The organism is Veillonella sp. CAG:933 (assembly GCF_000431435.1).
Classification (GTDB): Bacteria; Bacillota; Negativicutes; order Veillonellales; family Veillonellaceae; genus Veillonella_A.
In genome coordinates, this window is the sequence record NZ_HF986210.1 from 26,461 (window position 1) to 46,729 (window position 20,269).

A 20,269-nucleotide genomic window follows, 5' to 3' on the forward strand; every position below is an offset into this window, starting at 1 on the left:
ATAACTATATTATAGCATCAAAAAAATAACAATTTTTTATTCTATTATTACTTTTAATTCTAATAGTATTGACGATTTCGCAACAATGGTATACAATTTCATTAAGTGGTATACCAAATTATAAGGAGGCTATTATGAATCCGAAAATCGCGTTAATACAAATGAGTTCCATCTTTGCTGAACCAGAAAAAAACTTTTCTCACGCCATAGAGTTAATGGATGAAGCTATGGCTCAAAAACCAGATATTCTAGTTTTGCCTGAAACATTTAATACCGGCTTTTTCCCGACAGATAACCTCGAAGAACTAGCTGATAAAGAAGGACAAACAACTAAAAAACTATTCTCCGAATATGCAAAAAAACATTCCGTAAATATTGTAGCTGGATCAGTTACTACTTTAAAAAATAATAAAGTATTTAACACAGCTTATATTTTTGATAAGCACGGCAAGCTAGTTGCTGAATATGATAAAATTCATGGCTTCACCCCTTCAGGCGAACATAATTATTACCAGGGTGGTAATAAACTAGTTACCTTTAACTTAGCTGGTATGAAATGTGGCATCATCATCTGTTATGACATTCGTTTTTGTGAATTAGTACGGTCATTGGCATTAAAAGGGATAGAATTGCTATTTATTCCTGCGCATTGGCCTTTAATTCGTAAGAATCACTGGATTAATTTAGCCACAACGCGTGCCATCGAAAATCAGATGTATGTATGTGCAGTCAACGCTTGTAGTAAAGCAGGCGATACCATTTTTGGTGGTAATTCACTATTGATAAATCCATGGGGCGAAGAAATCTGTCATCTCGACGAAGCAGAAGAAGTTCAATTCGGAACTGTTGACCTAAGTATTATCAAGGATATACGTGAATCCATCAATGTTTTCCGTGACCGTAAACCATCATTATATGAACTATAAAGGAGCACTATCATGAACGTAACAATTGAAAGCTTAAAAGGAAAAACTGAATTATTTTTTGACTTAGAACAATTATTAGTAGTTGGCTTTGCCGGTAAAGATATTGAAAAAACAATGGAACATATTCGGGAATTAGAGGAAGAAGGTATCAAATGTCCAAAATCTGTTCCAGTATTATATCAATGCTCCAAAGAAATACTAACAACTAGCAAAGTTATCGAAGTCATTGGACAAAAAACAAGTGGCGAAGTTGAATATCTCATTTTAGTACATGACAACAAATATTACATTGGTGTTGGTAGTGATCATACTGATAGAGAATTAGAAGCTGTTAGTATTCATAAATCAAAACAACTTTGTTTAAAACCATATGCTACTACCTTCTGGCCATATGACGAAATAAAAGAACATTTTGATTCCATAAAACTTGAATCTTCCCAAATACTTAATGGTGAAAAAATATCCTATCAACATGGTCTTACTTCCGATTTACTCTCACTAGAAACTATTATCGAGAAATTAAAAGAAGAAGTTAATGTTAATAATAGCCTTATTTATACAGGAACAGTGCCTTTAGAAAACGGATTCCAATATGGCGAATCCTTCGAATGCCAAATCGTTGACGAAAAATTAAATCGTTCAATCGGCCTACAATACAATATTCAAGTAATTAACGAACACTAATCCTTTCCTTAATAGTCTTCTACTTGTACAAAAAGGAGGTTTATATGCTTACAGCCCAAATTATAATGTTACTTACATTATTGGTAATGATACTTGGACGTGCTCCTCTTTATATCACCGCTACAATCGGCAGTACCTTAGCGGCTATTGCTGCAGGTTTTCCACTTATAGGCAAAGATCCAAACTCTATAGGTAAATTATTAGTATCTGCAATGAATCCTGTAATTATTGATATGCTAGGTGTATTACTCTTTATTGGGATTATGCAAAAAACAGGTTTTTTAAACGTTATTATTTATAAAATTATGGAAGTTGGCAAACAAAAAGGCGGGGCACCGGGGATTGCAACAGCAGCCGGTTTAGCCGCAGCATTATTAGGCGCCTTAACAGCATTCACTCAACCTGTAATTACTGCTACGATTGCAGGTCCTGCAGCAACTCGTCTTGGCTTACATCCTAATAAAACATCCGCTATAATCTCCATGGCTAATACAGTTGCTAACTCATGTGGTTTTACTCATCCAACAATGCTCGCCATATTAGGACTAACTGGGGTTTCTTTTGGCCTAATTAATGTATGGGGTTTTGTTGGTAGTATAGGTATTTATGTCTTTGCTTATTGGCGTGCTAAACGTGAAATGATAGCAGAAGGTCATTATGTTTGTGATAACGCTAACAACTCTGACACTGAAGATTTTGTTTTACCTGATGATGCTCCAAGCTTCACTAAAGCCGTATTCCCATTCCTCGCATTATGTATCGCATTCTTTATGGGCGTACCTGTATTTATTGTCGGTTTTATTTGCAGTATTCTCGTTATCATCATGGCTAAATACACCTTAGCAGATGGCGAAAAGGCAATGATTTCCGGGGTTACCCAGATTGCTATTCCAATTGTTGCGATAATCAGTCTTATGTTCATGTCTGTTGTAATTAACAAAATTGGGCTTGTAAGCGTATTATCCGAATACTTAAAACCATTCTTAGCTATTGCGCCAATTCAAATACTATTTATAATTTCTACAATTGCCGGTTTGATTACACAATCTAATGCGGCTTCAGCTGCTATTATTCTACCGTTTGTTCAAATTCTTATGGGTATGAATTTAGATCCAATGGCAATCAGCTTCGCTGCTATTATGGGCGCAGCTATTATGCAGTTATTCTTAACAGGTGGTGCCTTAACTGCTTTACCGGTAGTTGCCGGTGTAGTTCCTGGTACTAACCAAAAACTAGCAAATAAATGGGAACGCCCTGCATTATTAGTTGGTATTGGCGTAAGTTTCATATTATCTTTTATCATTTAAATAATATCCTTATACTTCCTTAAACATAAAATTATAGCGACCTTCTAATTTTGGAAAACTCTAAATTAGAAGGTCGCCATTTTATTCTTAAATCTCTATCAACCAATCCACCACATTCACAACCTGAATTCCGCCAAATTCTCTTTCAATCCCCGGTTCCAAAGTCAGAACTAATTTCTTATAATTATCCTGTATTTTTTGCAATGGCCGGAGCTCACGTTCACGCACCATTTCATCACGCATCGACTCCGTAACTTGGATATATAGCTTTTCGTCAGCTTTAGTAGCTATGAAGTCCACCTCAAAACGATCTATCTTACCGATAGCCACATCATACCCACGGCGCAAAAGTTCCAAATACACCACATTTTCCAATACATGGCCCGTATCACGATCACGAAAACCGAGTAAATAGTTGCGTAGCCCAATATCTACAATATAATACTTACCTAAAGTGCGTAAAAATTCACGTCCTTTAATATCAAAGCGTTTAATTTCATAGAAGAAATAAGCTTCTAATAAAGTTGCTATATACGCTTGAACAGTGTGAGCACTAGGCGTCCCATTGCGACCACCGCTTCGTTTACCCGCATCAAGCAAACCTTCATTAACTAGAGTATTACCTATAGACGACGCCGAAATGTTACTTCCCACATTATCGGCCAAGAACCTTACAATCTTCTGCAGCAAATCAGAGTCTGTCACTTGTCTTTGGTTACGACGTTGCTCCCGTTCTAAAATATCGCGTACAACAACTGTATTATAAATACCATCAAGCAAAGTCATAGCTCTATCTTGATCAAAGCCCACATCGGCAATCCCCGGCATACCGCCAAAGCGTAAATACAGATTAAATATATCTGACAACAAGTAGACTTGACCATTATCATCATAAACGCGCTTCTCTCTAGTTCCCAGTGGAGTTGTTATTTCTCTTAACTCCAACGAGTTAAATTCAATAAACTCCTTAAACGATAAGGGCAACATCTTTATTTCGACGCTGCGCCCGGACAGATAGGTAGCATATTCCGATGATAATAAATACGCATTTGAACCTGTCACATATATATCACAGTTAAAATCAACACGAAACGCATTAATCGCTTCTTCCCAACCGGGTACACGCTGAATTTCATCAAAGAACAAATAGGTAATACCTGTTTTGGAAATACGCTCTTTCACATAAGCATATACATCATCAGCGCTCATATCTTTATAGGCAAATGATTCAAAATTCATTTCAACGATAGCATCGTCAGATATCCCTTGCTCCTTCAACCAAGCTATCATCAGTTTAAGTAAGCTGGACTTACCACAGCGCCGAATACCGGTTACAACTTTAACCGGTTCTGTATCTTTAAAAGCAATCAATTTATTTAAGTAAAAATCTCGTGGTTTCAGGGCTCGCACGGACATCATAAAACCACCTCCTCTTACTCGTATAATAGCAAAAACTTTTTATTTTTACAAGTTTATGCTACCAATAGCAAAAACTTGTATTTTTTAACCACTTTTTGCTATCGCATAACGGGAAGCTACTATTAAAGCTAAACTTTTTTCAAAATAAGATTACAAAAAAGCCTCCGACGTCTTCACTAACGAAACGAAAACGCTCGGAGGCTTACTTATTTTATTCTATTATTAGACTACGTTAGCTATTCACACGAATCTTTTATACCAAACTTTTTACTCAGTCAAACTTACCCAACGCAGGGATGCTTGCCTGTTTCAAGTATTCAGCATATTCTTTAGCATGTTTAGCCAAATCTTCATCACTCATAGTGAGGGTGCCTTTTACCACAAACGGCGTCAAGTAAGTCATGCCGCAGAATTCAGCCAATAGCAACTCTTTGCCATGTAAAGCTTTACCGCTGCTGCCGTAAGCCCAACCATAAAGGAGCACCTGATCCTGCCATTCTTTTAACAAGGAAGGTGAGCTGTACCAATACATCGGGAACTGCAACACGATGCGATCAGCTTCAGTCAATACAACCTGTTCTTTGGCCACATCAATTTTGTTATCCGGATATAAAACATACATATGGCGAACAGTATAATCACCGCCGATAGCTTGTTCAAAAGCTTTATTAATGCGGGATGCTTCAAAATTAGGATGGAACAATAAAACTACGGTTTTCATAGGATACCTCCTGTTTTCTCAAGATAATAATATATGAATTTTATAATATACAATGTAACTATATTGAACTTTCTATATCTATTATACATCAAGAAACTTTGAGAATCTATCTTAAAATCACATAAATTGATGTAATTTTATTACGCTAAAACAATTCTATCCTAAAGCGTATATTCCAATCTGTACGTCACAAGTCACCGTTAATTATGCACCTTAATCGACGACGTTAATCGGCACTAACTGTTACTATTTGACCGGTCCGAAGCGATGTGAAAACCACGCGCCGCGCCCGTAATTCATAGGTTCTGCCGGCTCGTTCATTACCATACAAAGCATCGCCTACCAAAGGATGGCCCAAATGAGCCATAGCTACACGGATTTGATGTGTTTTCCCCGTATAGAGTCTGATATCTACGGTAGAGACCAACTTAGCTTTGTCCGCTTCGGTCATGGTCGCCAATTCATCGGCACTTACTTCGCGATAAGAGGTAGCCACTACATCGCCGAATTGACCATCTGTCACATCGCTCGGTTGATTACCGGAAGCATCACCGAGCTGAACACCCTCGACCTCTTCAAATACGCCGGTGCCGTTATACACGGTGCGTGTCGGTTTGCCGTCTTCGCGCACTTCATAGTGAATCCCGTCTTCCCCACGTTTCATGGGCAGGTCCACAATATTCGTATCCAAAAGCACCCCTTGCACAACCGTAGCATACCACTTCTCGAAGCGTTGATCTTCAATTTGTTGTTGGTAAAAACTCTGTGCCAAGGCACTTTTGGCAATCACAATGCAACCTGATGTATCCCTATCCAGACGATTTAAAAAGCGAACTTTGCGCTTAATGCCATTATCTTTAAAATACTGAGCCACACCATTAGCTAACGATACCTGCCCCTTAGAATTCACCGTAATCCCCACCGGTTTATCCAAGATAAGCAAGTCTTCATCTTCATAGAGAATAACGAGCTCCATAGGCACCGGATCATGATCTATTTTTTCCTTCGGCATCTGCAATCGCAATTCATCATTAAGCTCCACCGATTCCTTTGGATTTGTTTTTTTTCCATTTAAGAGAACCAGTTTTTCTTGAAACAGCGTTTTCATAACTGAACGCGCCATATGCTTGGCATCAAGCCAAGCGCCCACCGTCTCAATACCGGCCATTACATCGTCCGGTCGCAATAAAAAGCACACATCATCGCTGCGATATGTTTTTCGTGACATAGGCACCTCCTTATTCTCTGATTACATCAGCCGGTAAGTATTTTAAAAACTCACTTGGCTTCACGCCGCGGCCGCGATTATCCGTCATGGCATACGATATAAAGAGCCGCTCTTTAGCTCTGGTAATCGCCACGTAGAAGAGTCGCTGTTCTTCCGACAGTTTTCCTTCTTTCAAAGATAACCAACTTGGGAATAATCCTTCCCGAAGGCCGGCCAAAAACACATATTCAAACTCACTGCCCTTGGCCTGATGCACCGTAATAATCGGAATTCTATCATTATTTTTAAGACGTTGGTCCGGCTCACCCGCCGTAAGCGCTGCCTGTTCCAGCATCTGTTGCAAACAGGCTCGCCCTGACAAGTCCTTAGCCTGACCTTCCAAATCTACCATGAGTCGATACAAATCACGAATATACTCTACGCGGTCATTTTCTTTACGTTCCGCATAATAGGAAAGCACGCCCATATCATTCATAATATAGGCCAACAACGCCGATGGTTTATCCGTCAAAATCTTACGGCGTAAGGTTGCCATCTGAGATGCCATAGTGGCAAACGAGTTCTTAAAATTACTGATTAGCGCTCGGCGCTGATCCGCCGTCGGTCGAATATTATGCTCAATGGCATAGAGTAATAACAAGGCCGTTGCCCGAATATCATCCATCGCATTATGAGTCGGTTTATGATGAATCGGGAAATATTCACTCAAAAAGCCCAACTTATGGTTCGGCAAACGGGGATAAAAACGACGGAAAAAATCCAAGGTATCATACACGTCGGCAAATTCCGGTGTCCCCAAATTATGACGGGCCAATTCGTTAGTGAAAATGCTGATATCATAATTTACATTATGACCGACAATGACGGCTCCTTTGGAAAACTCCTTAAAGTCAGCCAATACTGTAGTCGCATCTTCGCCGACTTCAGCCAGTTTTTCATCGGTAAACCCGTGTACGGCGGCTGAATCACCGACTGATTTCGACGGACGAATAAATCGTTCAAAAATCTCACCTTCCGAACCATCCGGATTGAGCTTGCACGCCGCAATTTGAATAATTTCATCACGGGTTGTGTCCGTCCCCGTACTTTCCACATCATAGACCACAATCTTACCGGCTGTAAGCCCTTGCAGAAGTCCGTCATAAGGTTCTTTTTCAAAAATCTGCATATCCATGAAATCCGTAAGACGAAGGCCCATAGTCCGCACGTCTTCGCTTTCAATTTGCTGAATACGAGCCTCACCGATGCCCTTCACATAGCGCATAATAATGCGTTTGGCACTCACTGCATCATGCGGATTCAGTAACAGTTTGAAATAAGCCATTACATCTTTAATTTCTTGACGGCGGAAGAATTTATATTCATCAATAATCATAAATTGACGCTGTTCTTCAGGGGCTACATGCTCATTAAAACGCTCAAACAGCGCGCTCAAGTACTGAGCCTGTGAGTTTTGGCGCACCAAGATACCGATTTTGGCATCTTTTGGCAAAGTCTGAATGGTATCAAAGATATACGCCCCTTCTTTCCATTCCGTGGGCGCCTTGTGCACCACGATAGGCTCACCCGGCGTCTTACTGGCGGCAAACGGTTTTTCCTGATAAAAGTCACCGATTAACCGCGGGAACATGCGCTCTAACACGGCAAACGATGCATCAAACAGATACTTATTGGCACGATAGTTTTCATAAAAGACAATCACGTCCGGTGAAAACTCCGCCTTATACTCATCCAACAGTCGTTCCGGATTGGAGCCGCGCCATTCATAAATAGTCTGAAAATAATCGCCGCAAAGGAGCACATGATTGCCCTGCCACAAATATTTCATGACCGTACCTTCCAAATCGCTGGTATCCTGCATTTCATCCACATTGATATACCGATAGCGACTGCGCCAACGTTCGCGCACCGTTTCATCCTGAAATAGACGATGCACCAAGGTAATCAAGTCGGTAAAATCGACGCCGTGAACACCGGCCAAGGACTGTTCGTAGCCCACTAAAGACTCATACCCTTTTTCACGGAATTCAGCCAAATCGGATGGATTGAGTTTTTCAAAAAAACGTTCCATCGTAGCGCGTTGCTCTATAAAAAGGCGGTCGATGGTCGTTTCATAATCACTCGCCGTGTTTTCACTGTAATAGCCCCAAATGGACCGATATTCCTTCACATGGCTTATAAGGTTGAAGAACACCGCGTCCTTCATGCCCGCCGGCAACCAAGTAGCCAACAGTTCCTGACAGTCTACTTCATCATAAATAGCCATGTCAAAATACAGACTGTCATCCAGTTTACTCTCCTCTTGCAGGACTTTATAACAAAAGCTGTGAAAGGTGCTTACCTCCACAGCTTTAGCTGCCGGCCCCGCCATAGACAGAATGCGATCCTTCATTTCACGACATGCCTTATTGGTAAATGTCATGCAAAGAATTTCCTCGCCCTTAGCCGCGCCACTTTGAATAATGTGCGCCACGCGGTGAGCCAGCGTATTTGTTTTTCCCGTACCTGCCGAGGCCAGTAACAGTATGTTATTCGTCAACGTATTCACCACACGCTGCTGAGCTTCATTTAACTGAGCCATACTGACTGCCTCCTTTATGCTACATGCTGTGCATGAGAGCCACTACGATTACCGGAATCGGGCCCAACACAGCTGTCAAAAACCACATGAGTACGGTCATATCCACCGGAATATGCAAGAAATTTACACTCACATAATACGCTGCATAGCCCAAAATTAGGTTGAAACCGACCCGTTTGATTGTATAAAATGCTACTTTAAAAATTGTATAAATAACAACAACTGCCACAGCAGCAGTTACCACTAAATCCATTCGAAAAGCCTCACATTTCCCGGCGGTTCATAACCGCCCCGCCGATAGTCAATTCATCGGCATATTCAATATCACCGCCAACCGGTACGCCGCGCGCAATACGGGTTACCTTAATACCGATTGGTTTTAATAAACGCGCCAAATAAAGGGCTGTCGCTTCCCCTTCCGGATCCGGATCGGTGGCCAGAATGACTTCCTTCACCGTCTCATCGCGCAAGCGATTCAACAGTTCCTTAATACGAATATCTTCCACCCCGATGCCTTCCAACGGTGACAAAGCCCCTTCCAGCACATGATAGACACCTTTATAATCGCCGCTTCGTTCAATGGCTACCACATCGCGGGATGTTTCCACCACGCAGATAATGCTATGGTCGCGCATTTCGTTGGCACAAAATTCGCAAGGATCTTGCGCCGACAAATTAAAGCAAATAGAGCAGCGTTTGGTCGCTTCCTTAGCTTGCTCAATCGTTTCAATCAAAGTGGCCACTTCATCAGCCGGCAATTCTACCAAGTAATACGCCAAACGCCGGGCCGATTTAGCGCCGATGCCCGGCAAGCGGCGCAACTCTTCCACTAAGCGTTCTAAGGGATTTGCCATCTTAGAACATACCCGGTAATTTCATGCCGCCTGTTACTTTGCTCATTTCCTGAGCCATCATGTCGTCAACTTTTTGACCGGCTGCATTTACGGCAGACAATACTAAATCTTCCAACATTTCCATATCGTCAGTGTCTACTACGGAAGGATCGATTTTAACGGATTGAACAATTTTTTCACCGTTCATCACGATAGTTACGGCACCGCCGCCTACAGAAGCGTCAACGGTTTTAGTTTTCAATTCTTCCTGCATCTTCTGCATATCTGCCTGCATTTTCTGCACTTTTTTCATCATACCCTGCATATTGCCCATATTTGGCATACCTTTACCGAACATTATTGTTCCTCCTTTTAAAAACCATTATTTTAAAAAATTAATATATTTCTATAATAAAAGCTTGCTCGCTCATTATATGAACGTCAGCTTACTATACTTCTATGATTCAGCGGTTAAACGTGAATTATGTTAACGCTGCTTCACATTACTAATCAGCATCTTTAGATGGTTCTTCATCGTTGATAATTTCTACATACACGTCATTGCCTTCAGCTTGTGCATTAATAAGCGCACCCATCAAAACGGAATTGGACCGTTCTTCCGGCGTAGCCTTACTGGGATCCCATTTAGTCATGCCTTTTAACTCATCGGGAACTTCCGTTTTTTTTTGAGCTGTAGAATCCGCCGCGGAAGGCATCATCTCACCATCACTGTACTCATCGTCAGGGGGTGACGCTGTTTCAAAATCGGCTGCACCAAAGTCGTCGACTGTTGGATTAGCGTCACCGACATTCGAAGCGCCAAAATCATCCACTGTTGGTGTACCGACCGGCGTGGCCCCGGATGCACCGAAATCGTCAACTGTCACAGTGGTATTCCCGCGATTTGAAGCACTTGAGGCGCCAAAATCATCAACAGGTGCCGCATCCCCGACATTCGACGCACCGAAGTCATCCACTGTCGGATTAGCACCACCGGCATTCGAAGCACCAAAGTCATCAACAGGTTGGGATGCTCCACTTGGCTGCGACACAGTATGCTGTACTGTTGGCTGTGCAGTTGGTTGCGAAACCGGCGGTATGTCACTTGTTCCAGCCATCGGTTGTGACTGACGCTGTTGCCCGGCCTGGTGCGTTGCTCTATTAGCACCTGCCGCCGTATGCCCACCGCCGCCGTTAATTACGGCTTTAGCGGCATCTAAATATCCTTTAGCGGCACTATCGTCTTGGCAAAGCACTTGCACCATCACTTCGCGCCCCAGAGCCTGATGTAAACTCTGCTCCAATTCGAAAATTCGATCTTCCGTATTACACATATTAACCAACATCGGATTGCCGAATACGAAAACAACACGCGATTCATCGATATAGGTCAAGAAAGCCTGGTTAAAAAAGCTAGCTGTAAAATTCCAAGACCGACTATTGGCATACCGTAAGGTATCCTTCTTTATTTTATCATAATTCCTAGGATTTTCGATGTGCTGACCTAAAATAAGTGCCGTATCACCTATAATTGAGCGAATGCGCGACCCTTTTTTAGGCGATTGACCATGACCGGCGCCGGCATTTTTGGCCGGTGCTTTGCGCTTCGCAGGCGCCTTGCTCCTACTTGGCGTAGGCGGCGCCATTGAGGTTGGCGGGGCCATGCCTACCGACGTAGACATATCCAAACCGGGCGGCATAACCCCCGGTGGCATCGTACCCGGCACTGCAGATGATATGCCGCTTGGCGGCACTGTACCGGGAACTGCTGAACCCGGCATCACGGCACTTTGCGCGCCTGACATTGCCTGATTCATGGCACCCGCGTCAGACATCATACCTTGATGCATCATATTCGGGTTCATCATCGGTGGCTGCTGCTCCAATTGAGCCAGTCTGGCACCGAACTGATTATCCGATTCATCCAAACGATGTTCAACGGCGGCCAACCGTTGTAATACATCTTCTTCGCTGACTTGCGCACGGGCGCAAATCCCCAACAAGCCCATTTCGATGACGATGCGCGGATTATCCACCCGTTTCGCATCATTCAAAATCTGTTGCAATTCTTTGACAAAATAATTGAGTTCATCCACCGATAAAGACTGTGCCTGAGCGGCAAAAGCCTCTTTAAACGGCGTATATAAAGCTAATTCTTCTGCGGTAGGCAAAACTTTTTCAATCAGTAAGGCCCTTACATGTTGAATGAGAGCTTCAATAATCTGTTTGCTGTCGCGACCTTCGCTGAGAGCTTTTTTAGAAGCCACCAAAACAGCCGCCCCATCGCCCTTGCGCAAATAATCAAGGAAGGTCATAATCCATTCTTTGCCCACCAGGCCAATCATAGATTCCACGGTCTGCGCCGTAATCACATCCGTCGTCATGCCGGAGCACTGGTCCAAAATACTGAGAGCATCACGCAAACCGCCATCCGCGTGAATGGCAATGAGTTGCGCCGCATCAGGTGAAAGCTTGATATCACTTTCTTCGGCCACATGCAGCAAATGTTCCGCAATATCTTCGGCCGTAATCCGTCGGAAGGTATAACGCTGACAACGCGATAAAATCGTTACCGGCAATTTATCCACTTCCGTGGTGGCAAAAATAAACATAATATGAGGCGGCGGTTCTTCAATCGTCTTCAAAAGGGCATTCCACGCTTCATTCGTCAGCATGTGGGCTTCGTCGATAATAAAGATTTTTTTACGACCTTCAACGGGTAAAAACTTCACACTTTCCCGCAAAGAACGGATTTCATCAATACCGCGGTTCGACGCCGCATCTATTTCCAAAACGTCCATGGATTGGCCGTTTAAAATTTGTTTACAAGAGGTACATTCGTTACAAGGATGATCGGTTGGGCCTTTTTCACAGTTAATGGCTCTCGCAAAAATCTTGGCCACACTGGTTTTGCCCGTCCCACGCGGTCCGGAGAACAAATAGGCGTGCGCCACCTTGTCTTCGCGAATGGCACGCATCAACGTCTCGCTCACTTGCTTTTGCCCGACCACATCGGTAAACGTCTGAGGGCGCCATTTCCGATACAACGCTACATAACTCATAGGATTCCCTCCTTTCTTATAAACAAAAAAGCCGTCACAACACTCGATTATGACAGCCTTATAGGTTCCCTCGTGGCACATGAAAGTAACCGCTTAGTGCTGCTATCTCTCGATCCTGACACGATTCACAGGCTTCCATTGCACGAGCCCCACAAGACTGCCATAATCCAGTCCTGCATTACGGCTAGCTATATTATTATATACTACTAAAGGCAAAAAAACAAGTCGCCCCCGGCTAATCAAATTATACAAAATACAACATACATTTTGTATAAATTTCCTAATAAAATGTATACGTTACACTTTAAATAGAGTATAATGAGGCTAGATAAATTCTATAGAGATGTATTATTTTTTTCAAAAGAGCTAAGAAAGGATTAGTATTATGGACGCTTTTAACTCTTTCATCGGAACCATAACCGGCTTTCTCTGGGACTACATTATTATTATTTATTTAGTACTCGCCGGCTTCTGGTTTACCTTCAGCACCGGATTTATTCAGGTGCGCGAACTCAAGGAAATGATTCGTCTTCTGGGCGAAGGTGTTGGTAAAAAAACGGAAGGCAACCGCATTTCCTCCTTCCAGGCATTCTGCGTAAGCTCCGCCTCTCGCGTTGGTGTGGGCAACATCGCCGGTATCGCCATCGCCGTTGTACTCGGTGGCCCGGGTGCCATCTTCTGGATGTGGTTTATCGCCTTACTCGGCGCTGCCACCGGTTTTGTAGAAAGTACTTTGGCTCAGATTTACAAAGTACCTTCCAGTAAGGGCGGTTTCCACGGTGGTCCGGCTTACTACATTAAAATGGGTTTGAAAAATCCGGCCTTCGCATTTCTCTTTGCGGTGCTCATCAGTGTGACCTACGGTTTGATTTACAACTCTGTACAAGCCAACACATTGGCCAATGCCTTACTTATCGTTAACCTTGATCCTCAAATAACCGCCATCGGCGTTGCTATTTTAACAGCCCTCGTTATCTTCGGCGGTATCGCCCGTGTTGCTCGTTTGAGCGAATGGCTCGTACCTGTTATGGCCGGTTTATACATTTTAACCGCCGTTTACATCGTATTGGTTAACATCACGGAATTACCAAACGTAATCTACGCTATTTTCTCCAATGCCTTCAACTTTGACGCAGCTGCCGGCGGTTTCTTCGGTGCTGCCGTAATGAACGGTATTAAACGTGGCTTGTTCTCCAATGAAGCCGGTGAAGGTTCCGTACCAAACGCCGCTGCTACGGCTGACGCAAGCCATCCGGTTAAACAGGGTCTTATCCAATCTTTCGGCGTATTCGTGGATACCTTCCTCGTATGTTCCGCTTCAGCATTCATCGTATTAATCTCCGGTAACTATGCAGGCTCCGGTCTCACCGGCATCGCCTTGATTCAGCATGACCTTGCTGCGCAACTCGGTAGCTGGGCTGCCCCTGTAATGGCTATCTTCATTTTCATGTTTGCCTTTTCTTCCATCGTGGGCAACTATTACTATGGCGAAATCAACATCGCTCATTTAACTAAAAACACACTCTACTTAAATATTTTCCGCGTGTTCGTAGTTATCATGGTTTACTTCGGTTCCGTCGCTTCCCTTAACCTTGTATGGAACCTGGCCGACTTATTCATGGCCTTCATGGTACTCACGAACTTAACCGCCATTCTCCTCTTGTGGAAACAATGTAAAGCCGCTATGCTCGACTATTTCAAACAGAAAAAAGCCGGCATTGTAGAGCCTACATTTGATAGAAGCGTACTCCCTAATCAAGATGGGATAGTGTGGTGGCATAAGGACGCACAGCATAAAGACTAGTAAAGGTAGCGTGCATGCTATAAAACTTTAATTTCAAAAGAGTGACAGTCCTGTCTCCTCCCTGCGAGTCAAGCTCGAAAGGTCGTTCAACAGGACTGTCACTCTTTTTCTTTCAATTTCACGGCATAGCACGTATATCTTTACTAACGTCTTATGTTGTGCGTCTTACGCCGGGGAGAGGGGCGAAGGACATATAAAATCAAAATCATTTTCTCTTTCCCCCTTTGATGCGCAAGATAAGATTAGTTATACAGCGATATGTACTCTGTGATAGAGAAAAGAAAGGCAGGCCTATTGAACGAACCTCAGAACTTGTTTCGTTGGGGAGGAAATAGGCCTGCCTTTCCTTTCTTAAGTAATCACATATAACTAACCTTATGTTGTGCATCACCTTTCCTCCCCCGTAAATATTCGAGGCGCGCCTGAAGGCTTCTAGGAAAACCATACGTACTCTGGAGATATGTGAGAGAAAAAGAAGTCATGTCCTATTGAACGAACCTCAGAACTTGTTTCGTTGGGGAGGAAATAGGACATGACTTCTTTTCGCCCACTACAAAGCACATGGTTTTCCTAGAAGCAAAATGGCGCCCTGAGAATATTTATAATTTTATGATTGATATTTATACAGAAAAGGGCTATAATATGCATATAATTAATTTTGAGTTTTTAAGAGTCCTTAAAGTTTTAGTGTAGGGGGAAGTAATTATGTTTAGTTCACTCAAAAAATTCGCGAGCAAAAAGGTTGTGCTCACTTTGACAGCGGCTTTATTGACAGCCGGTTTAATCGCAGGTTGCGGCAGCACCGGCGGTGACAATCAAGAAAAAGTTATTAAGGTAGGGGCCGAAACTACGTTCCCTCCATTTGAATTCACCGAAGGCGACAAATATGTAGGCTTTGATATTGACCTTGCCGACGCTGTTGCCAAGAAAATGGGTTACAAAATGCAGTTCAAAAGCATGGGCTTTGATGCTTTGATTCCTGCGTTGCAGAGTAAAGATATCGACATGATTGCATCCGGCCTCAGTGCTACCCCTGAACGTGAAAAAGCTGTTCTTTTCAGTAATCCTTATTTTGAAAAAGGCGGTTTCGTAGCGATTGTAAAAAAAGATGACACTGCTACAAGCATGAACGATTTAGCCGGTAAACGTATCGTTGTTCAAATCGGTAGCGTTGCTTTAGACGTAGCTGAAAAGATTCCTAACGCACAAGTTAAATCCGTTGACAGCAACTCCCAGTTATTCAATGAATTAAAAGCCGGCACAGCTGATGCCATCGTATTGGACAATGCTGTTGCGCTTTACTACTTAAAACAAGGTGCTGATGCTGATACCAAAATCATCGGCGAACCTGTAGATCCGGAACCATTCGTATGGGCATTCCGTAAAGATGACAAACAGTTGAAAGAACAAGCTGACAAAGCTTTGGCTGATTTGAAAGCTGACGGCACTTACGACAAAATCTATGAAAAATGGTTCGGTCCTGCTAAAAAATAAGCTTAAAATAAGCTAGTTTTTAACAAATGAATCATAGCTCCTCATTCACTTTGAATGACGGAAGCTGAAAATATCAAATAACGTTACCAAAACGAAGGCGTTATCCCTTGAGCAAAAGCTGAGGGGATAACGCCTTCTCTTTCTTTCATTATAAAGTTGAACGATTGATAACCCGGAACTATAGCATAAAACTAGTCCCTTATGGCAAAACAACCAGATATGACTTACTACCCGATACAACTGACTCTGCACGCACGGCACCAGATACGACTTACTCTGCAGCTACGGTACTAAATATAACTTACTCTGCCGGTACGGCAATCGCATCATTTAAGCGGAATGAATAGATATAACGTTCTTTTACCGGTTTACCGGTCAAGCGCTCTAAGGCTTGACTATAGATACGCAACTGAATACCGTAACGACGAATCAATTCATCACCGGTTTTAACGCGGTCCGTTTTATAATCTACCAAAACCCACTCGCCATCTTCTAAAAATGCTGTATCAACGATCCCTTGCAGGAATAATTTTTCACCCGGTTCTACTTCCGGGTACACATCATGAGCTTCAATGAGCATGCTGAACGGCCATTCTTTGGCGACCTGTGAATATGACCGGCTTGAAGTCGACTGACTTGAATCCGATAAATTCGACGTTCCCGGCGAGTTGGACTGATTTAAAGCTGACGAGTTCGACGTATCCGCCGAAGCTTTAGCGGCTTTTAACAAACGACTCCCCAAATCGGAAGTAAAGAATCGGTATAGCGCTCTATCACTCAATACTTGTCGCTCTTCCAGCGTAAAATATCCTCCCAAAACCAATTGATCGAGTTTGGCACTCAAGCTTTTTTGCGTATATTTTTCCATCGGCAACCACTGCATAGCTTCATGCATCAAAGTACCCCAACGAGCGCCGGTACTCACTTCTTCAGCGGCTTCCAAAGCTCTCGGTTTGACATCAAACGGACCCAGCTCCGAATGTAATAGGCCTTTTGAAGTCTCTTGAATGGTTGTAGGCTCAGTTGCTGCCGGTGCATTTGCTACTGATGCATTTGCTACCGATGCAGCAGCTGTCTGTTCAGCAATTGATGCATCAATTGCTTCAGCTTCATTCGCCTCAGCCACATTACCGCCGGCCGGCTCTACCAAAGTTTCAGCTTCTTCCTCGGCTTCGGCAAAGCGTCGTTTTAATTCACTCACAGAAATTTTAGCGGCACGACTGACAGCACCCATGTATGGATAGCTGAAGTTAAAACGAGCTACCAAGTCGGCTTCAAGCGGTTCCGCATCAATTGGAGCCAATTTTTCAACAGCCGCCAAAATAGCGGATTTTTCTGTTTTACTACGCTGCAAATCCGTGTATAGACTACCGTCATAAAGTTCAACTTGTATACGACACTGTTTATCCTTGAGATCCATAGAGGCCACGTCTTCTACGCCACTGAATTGGCGTATCAAATTCCCCCCGTTTAAATGGCGGCTTAAGCCCATGATAAACCAATCCAAATAAGATTTTGCGCCCGTAATCAGGTTTTTGCTTAGCATCTGCGTATCGGTCAAGAGGGCCGGTGCGGCCTGCTTGCTGCAGAGATCTTCAAATTTTTTTACAAAACCGGTAATAAACAATTTATCGCGCGCACGAGTTAAGGCAACATATAAAATACGTTCTTCTTCAGCCTTGGTAGCCAGTTCAATCTTGTCCCGCACATAAAGCCATGGCAGTGAGCCATATAAGACGCGATAGTTTTCATAATAGCCTTTAATACCTACGCCGCTATCGCCGTGAAGTAACATGGATTTTTTCAAGTCAATCAGATTAAACTCTTTTTGCACGGAGCTTACGAATACGACCGGGAACTCAAGGCCCTTACTTTTATGAATACTCATGATGCGCACCACATTATCCGCTTCGCTTACCGTTTTGCCGATGCCCAAATCCTGGCCCGCGGCCTGCAAGCTTTCCAAGAAGCGTAAAAAGCGAAAAATGCCGCGGAAGCTACCGGCTTCGTACTGCTTGGCTCGTTCGTAAAGTGCCATTACATTGGCGCGGCGCACGAGTCCGTTCGGCATGGCGCTGACGTATTCCAAATAATTCATATCCTCGTAGATGGTCCACAGCAAATCGCTTACACTGTGATGCCGTGAATAGGTGCGCCATTTTTCAAAACGACCTACAAAAGCCTGAACAGCTTCATTTTGTGTGTTTTTGCCATATTCGGCCAACAATGACCAAATCGAACCTTGGCCGCTCATGCGCAATCGTCCCAATTCGTTCGCATCGAGACCGACAAACGGCGAATTGAGCACTACCGCCATCGGCAAATCCTGTTCCGGATTGTCGATAACCTGCAGTAGCGACAGCAATAGCTTTACTTCAATGGCACTGAAGTAGCCCGTGTTCTCTTCCGCATAAGCAGGAATGCCCGCCTGACGCATGGCTTCTACCATACGGCCTGCTTTGACTTTTGGCGAACGCAAGAGAATCACTATATCGCGCCATTCCAAAGGTCGGAAACTGCCATCCATATTTTGTACAACCTTGTCGGCAGCTTTTAACTCTTTGATTTTTTCAATGATAAAAGCAGTCTCTTTTTCGTCATTTTCTAAATCTGCTGCATCATCGTCATCAGCTAATGCACCGGCTTCACTTGACGCTGCGCCTTTACTAAACGTCGATGTTTTTTCATTACCCACATCGATGAGATGGAGTTCTACGGGGCCACCGACCCAGTTTTCCGGCGCATCATCGGTGTTGCGGCCCGGATTTAAGGCTTCCGCATCACCGTAGTCCAGTTCCGCCCCGTCAGCAGTCATGATTTGACGGAAGAGGAAGTTGGTAAACTCCAAAATATTCGCATCGGAACGGAAGTTTTGGGATAAGTCTATACGGCGCTCTACGGCATCAACGGACTGCTGGAATCTGTGATATTTTTCCATGAAAAGCATGGGGTTCGCCATACGGAAGCGGTAGATACTCTGCTTCACGTCGCCTACATAGAATCGATTATCGGTGCGCGACACGAGGTTCACGATAGCTTCTTGTACGCCATTCGTATCCTGATATTCATCCACCATAACTTCTTTGAAGGTGTTTTGAAGCTCAATGGCCACTTCGGACGGCGCCCAACGGCCATCGTCCTGTTTGTCCCGCAAGAGGGCTAAACATAGATGTTCCAAGTCTGAAAAATCGAGCATGCCCAGTTCTTGTTTGGCCTTCGCAAACTCATCCTTAAAGGCCAACGTTAAATCGATGAGGCCCGTCACATACGGTAAGCTTTGCTCAATCTGCGTTTTAAACTCCGCCTCGGTAATGGCAAAAGGACCACTGGAAAGCTCTTTTAAACTCTCACGAACACCTTTTATCAGTTCCTTAGCCTGAGATAACAAGCCGGGATCAACCTTATCCAAATCTTTTTTCAAAGGATTCATATTGAGCCGCTTGAACGAATGATTGCCAATGAGAGCGACGGCGGCCACCATTTCATCCCAGGTTTGCGCCTCGGTCAGGGCGGACATCATATAGGCGAGCTCATCAATAAATTCGGCACCCTTGGTAGGCCCACCCGGTTGGTTGAGGATGTCTGCAAATTTTGCCAGACGATTAGCAATGTCGTCAATCAGAAGATGTTGCTCGTCCATAAAATATTTACCCCAAACGGTGTCCATTATAGGCTGGGTAAGGGCATTTTCATAACGTGCCTTAGCCTCTTGAAGCCAGTTTTCAGGATCAGACTGGGCCAACGCAAACTCATGAAGGTTCAAAATCTGATCCATAATGCCTTGGTCGGACCGTTCACTGCCAAACATGTCGGCAATTTCAAAAATGTGAAATTGATTTTCCTCGTAGGCTTTTATCAACAGCTTTTCCAACACATCGGTTTTCAGAAGCATCAATTCCCCTTCATTACCGATGCGATAGGACGGATCGATGTCGAGACGATAAAAATAACTGCTGATAACCCACTGACAGAAGGAATGGAGCGTCGAAATATGAGCGGATGGCAACAAGCTGAGCTGTTCTTCCAAGTAAGAATCTCCGGTTTTATTGAATTCTTCCGCTAATTTAGCACCAATACGAGCACTCATTTCAGCAGCCGCCGCCTTGGTAAAGGTTACTACCATAAGCTCCTGAATGGATAAGGGATTATCTTTAGATTTCAAGCGCTGAATGATGCGTTCCACCAAAACGGCGGTTTTCCCGGAGCCGGC

Annotated in this window: 14 protein-coding genes and 1 other RNA gene; 5 read left to right on the forward strand and 10 right to left on the reverse strand. The window is 43.6% G+C overall.

The window, feature by feature from the left end; all coding sequences use genetic code 11:
- Positions 1 to 134 precede the first annotated feature (134 nt).
- The 3 genes from QZL64_RS08290 to QZL64_RS08300 are packed head-to-tail and all read left to right on the forward strand — an operon-like array spanning position 135 to position 2,917.
- Positions 135 to 926 (forward strand): carbon-nitrogen family hydrolase, encoded by a 792-nt coding sequence (locus tag QZL64_RS08290; RefSeq protein WP_021841531.1) that lies wholly within the window; start codon positions 135 to 137, stop codon positions 924 to 926.
- A gap of 12 nt (positions 927 to 938) precedes the next feature.
- Complete coding sequence (locus QZL64_RS08295; RefSeq protein WP_021841532.1) at positions 939 to 1,610, forward strand: DUF2848 family protein; 672 nt, start codon at positions 939 to 941, stop codon at positions 1,608 to 1,610.
- Positions 1,611 to 1,654: 44 nt separating this feature from the next.
- Positions 1,655 to 2,917: an SLC13 family permease gene (locus QZL64_RS08300; RefSeq protein ID WP_021841533.1), complete on the forward strand. Its 1,263-nt coding sequence runs from the start codon at positions 1,655 to 1,657 to the stop codon at positions 2,915 to 2,917.
- An 87-nt stretch (positions 2,918 to 3,004) separates the two neighbouring features.
- Here QZL64_RS08300 and QZL64_RS08305 read toward each other — a convergent pair whose 3' ends face one another.
- The 9 genes from QZL64_RS08305 to ffs form a co-directional block, all read right to left on the reverse strand.
- Positions 3,005 to 4,336 carry an ATP-binding protein gene (locus QZL64_RS08305; RefSeq protein WP_021841534.1) on the reverse strand — a complete coding sequence of 444 codons (1,332 nt, stop codon included), beginning with the start codon at positions 4,334 to 4,336 and terminating at the stop codon, positions 3,005 to 3,007.
- A gap of 271 nt (positions 4,337 to 4,607) precedes the next feature.
- Positions 4,608 to 5,057 carry an NAD(P)H-dependent oxidoreductase gene (locus QZL64_RS08310; RefSeq protein ID WP_021841535.1) on the reverse strand — a complete coding sequence of 150 codons (450 nt, stop codon included), beginning with the start codon at positions 5,055 to 5,057 and terminating at the stop codon, positions 4,608 to 4,610.
- Between the two features lie 226 nt (positions 5,058 to 5,283).
- The gene (locus QZL64_RS08315; protein WP_021841536.1) at positions 5,284 to 6,285 is read right to left on the reverse strand and encodes an RluA family pseudouridine synthase; all 1,002 of its coding nucleotides are present in this window, start codon (positions 6,283 to 6,285) and stop codon (positions 5,284 to 5,286) included.
- Positions 6,286 to 6,295: 10 nt separating this feature from the next.
- The gene (locus tag QZL64_RS08320; protein ID WP_021841537.1) at positions 6,296 to 8,866 is read right to left on the reverse strand and encodes a 3'-5' exonuclease; all 2,571 of its coding nucleotides are present in this window, start codon (positions 8,864 to 8,866) and stop codon (positions 6,296 to 6,298) included.
- Positions 8,867 to 8,885: 19 nt separating this feature from the next.
- Positions 8,886 to 9,119, reverse strand: coding sequence for a hypothetical protein (locus tag QZL64_RS08325; RefSeq protein ID WP_021841538.1), 234 nt, complete (start codon positions 9,117 to 9,119; stop codon positions 8,886 to 8,888).
- 10 nt (positions 9,120 to 9,129) lie between these two features.
- Entirely contained in the window at positions 9,130 to 9,720 is a 591-nt protein-coding gene (gene recR / locus QZL64_RS08330; protein WP_021841539.1) for a recombination mediator RecR, read from the reverse strand.
- 1 nt (position 9,721) lies between these two features.
- Entirely contained in the window at positions 9,722 to 10,057 is a 336-nt protein-coding gene (locus QZL64_RS08335) for a YbaB/EbfC family nucleoid-associated protein (RefSeq protein WP_006555898.1), read from the reverse strand.
- A gap of 148 nt (positions 10,058 to 10,205) precedes the next feature.
- Entirely contained in the window at positions 10,206 to 12,761 is a 2,556-nt protein-coding gene (dnaX, locus tag QZL64_RS08340; protein ID WP_021841540.1) for a DNA polymerase III subunit gamma/tau, read from the reverse strand.
- 16 nt (positions 12,762 to 12,777) lie between these two features.
- Positions 12,778 to 13,013, reverse strand: an RNA gene (gene ffs / locus QZL64_RS08345) — signal recognition particle sRNA large type.
- 133 nt (positions 13,014 to 13,146) lie between these two features.
- Here ffs and QZL64_RS08350 point away from each other — a divergent pair.
- Both QZL64_RS08350 and QZL64_RS08355 read left to right on the forward strand, forming a co-directional pair.
- Positions 13,147 to 14,565, forward strand: a complete 1,419-nt coding sequence (locus QZL64_RS08350) for an alanine/glycine:cation symporter family protein (protein WP_021841541.1) — start codon at positions 13,147 to 13,149, stop codon at positions 14,563 to 14,565.
- Positions 14,566 to 15,270: 705 nt separating this feature from the next.
- A complete protein-coding gene (locus QZL64_RS08355; RefSeq protein WP_021841542.1) occupies positions 15,271 to 16,059 on the forward strand; it encodes a basic amino acid ABC transporter substrate-binding protein in 789 nt (262 codons plus the stop codon).
- A gap of 301 nt (positions 16,060 to 16,360) precedes the next feature.
- Here the strand turns inward: QZL64_RS08355 and addA are convergent.
- On the reverse strand, positions 16,361 to 20,269 hold a 3,909-nt coding region (gene addA, locus QZL64_RS08360), incomplete at its 5' end, for a helicase-exonuclease AddAB subunit AddA (protein ID WP_296309488.1).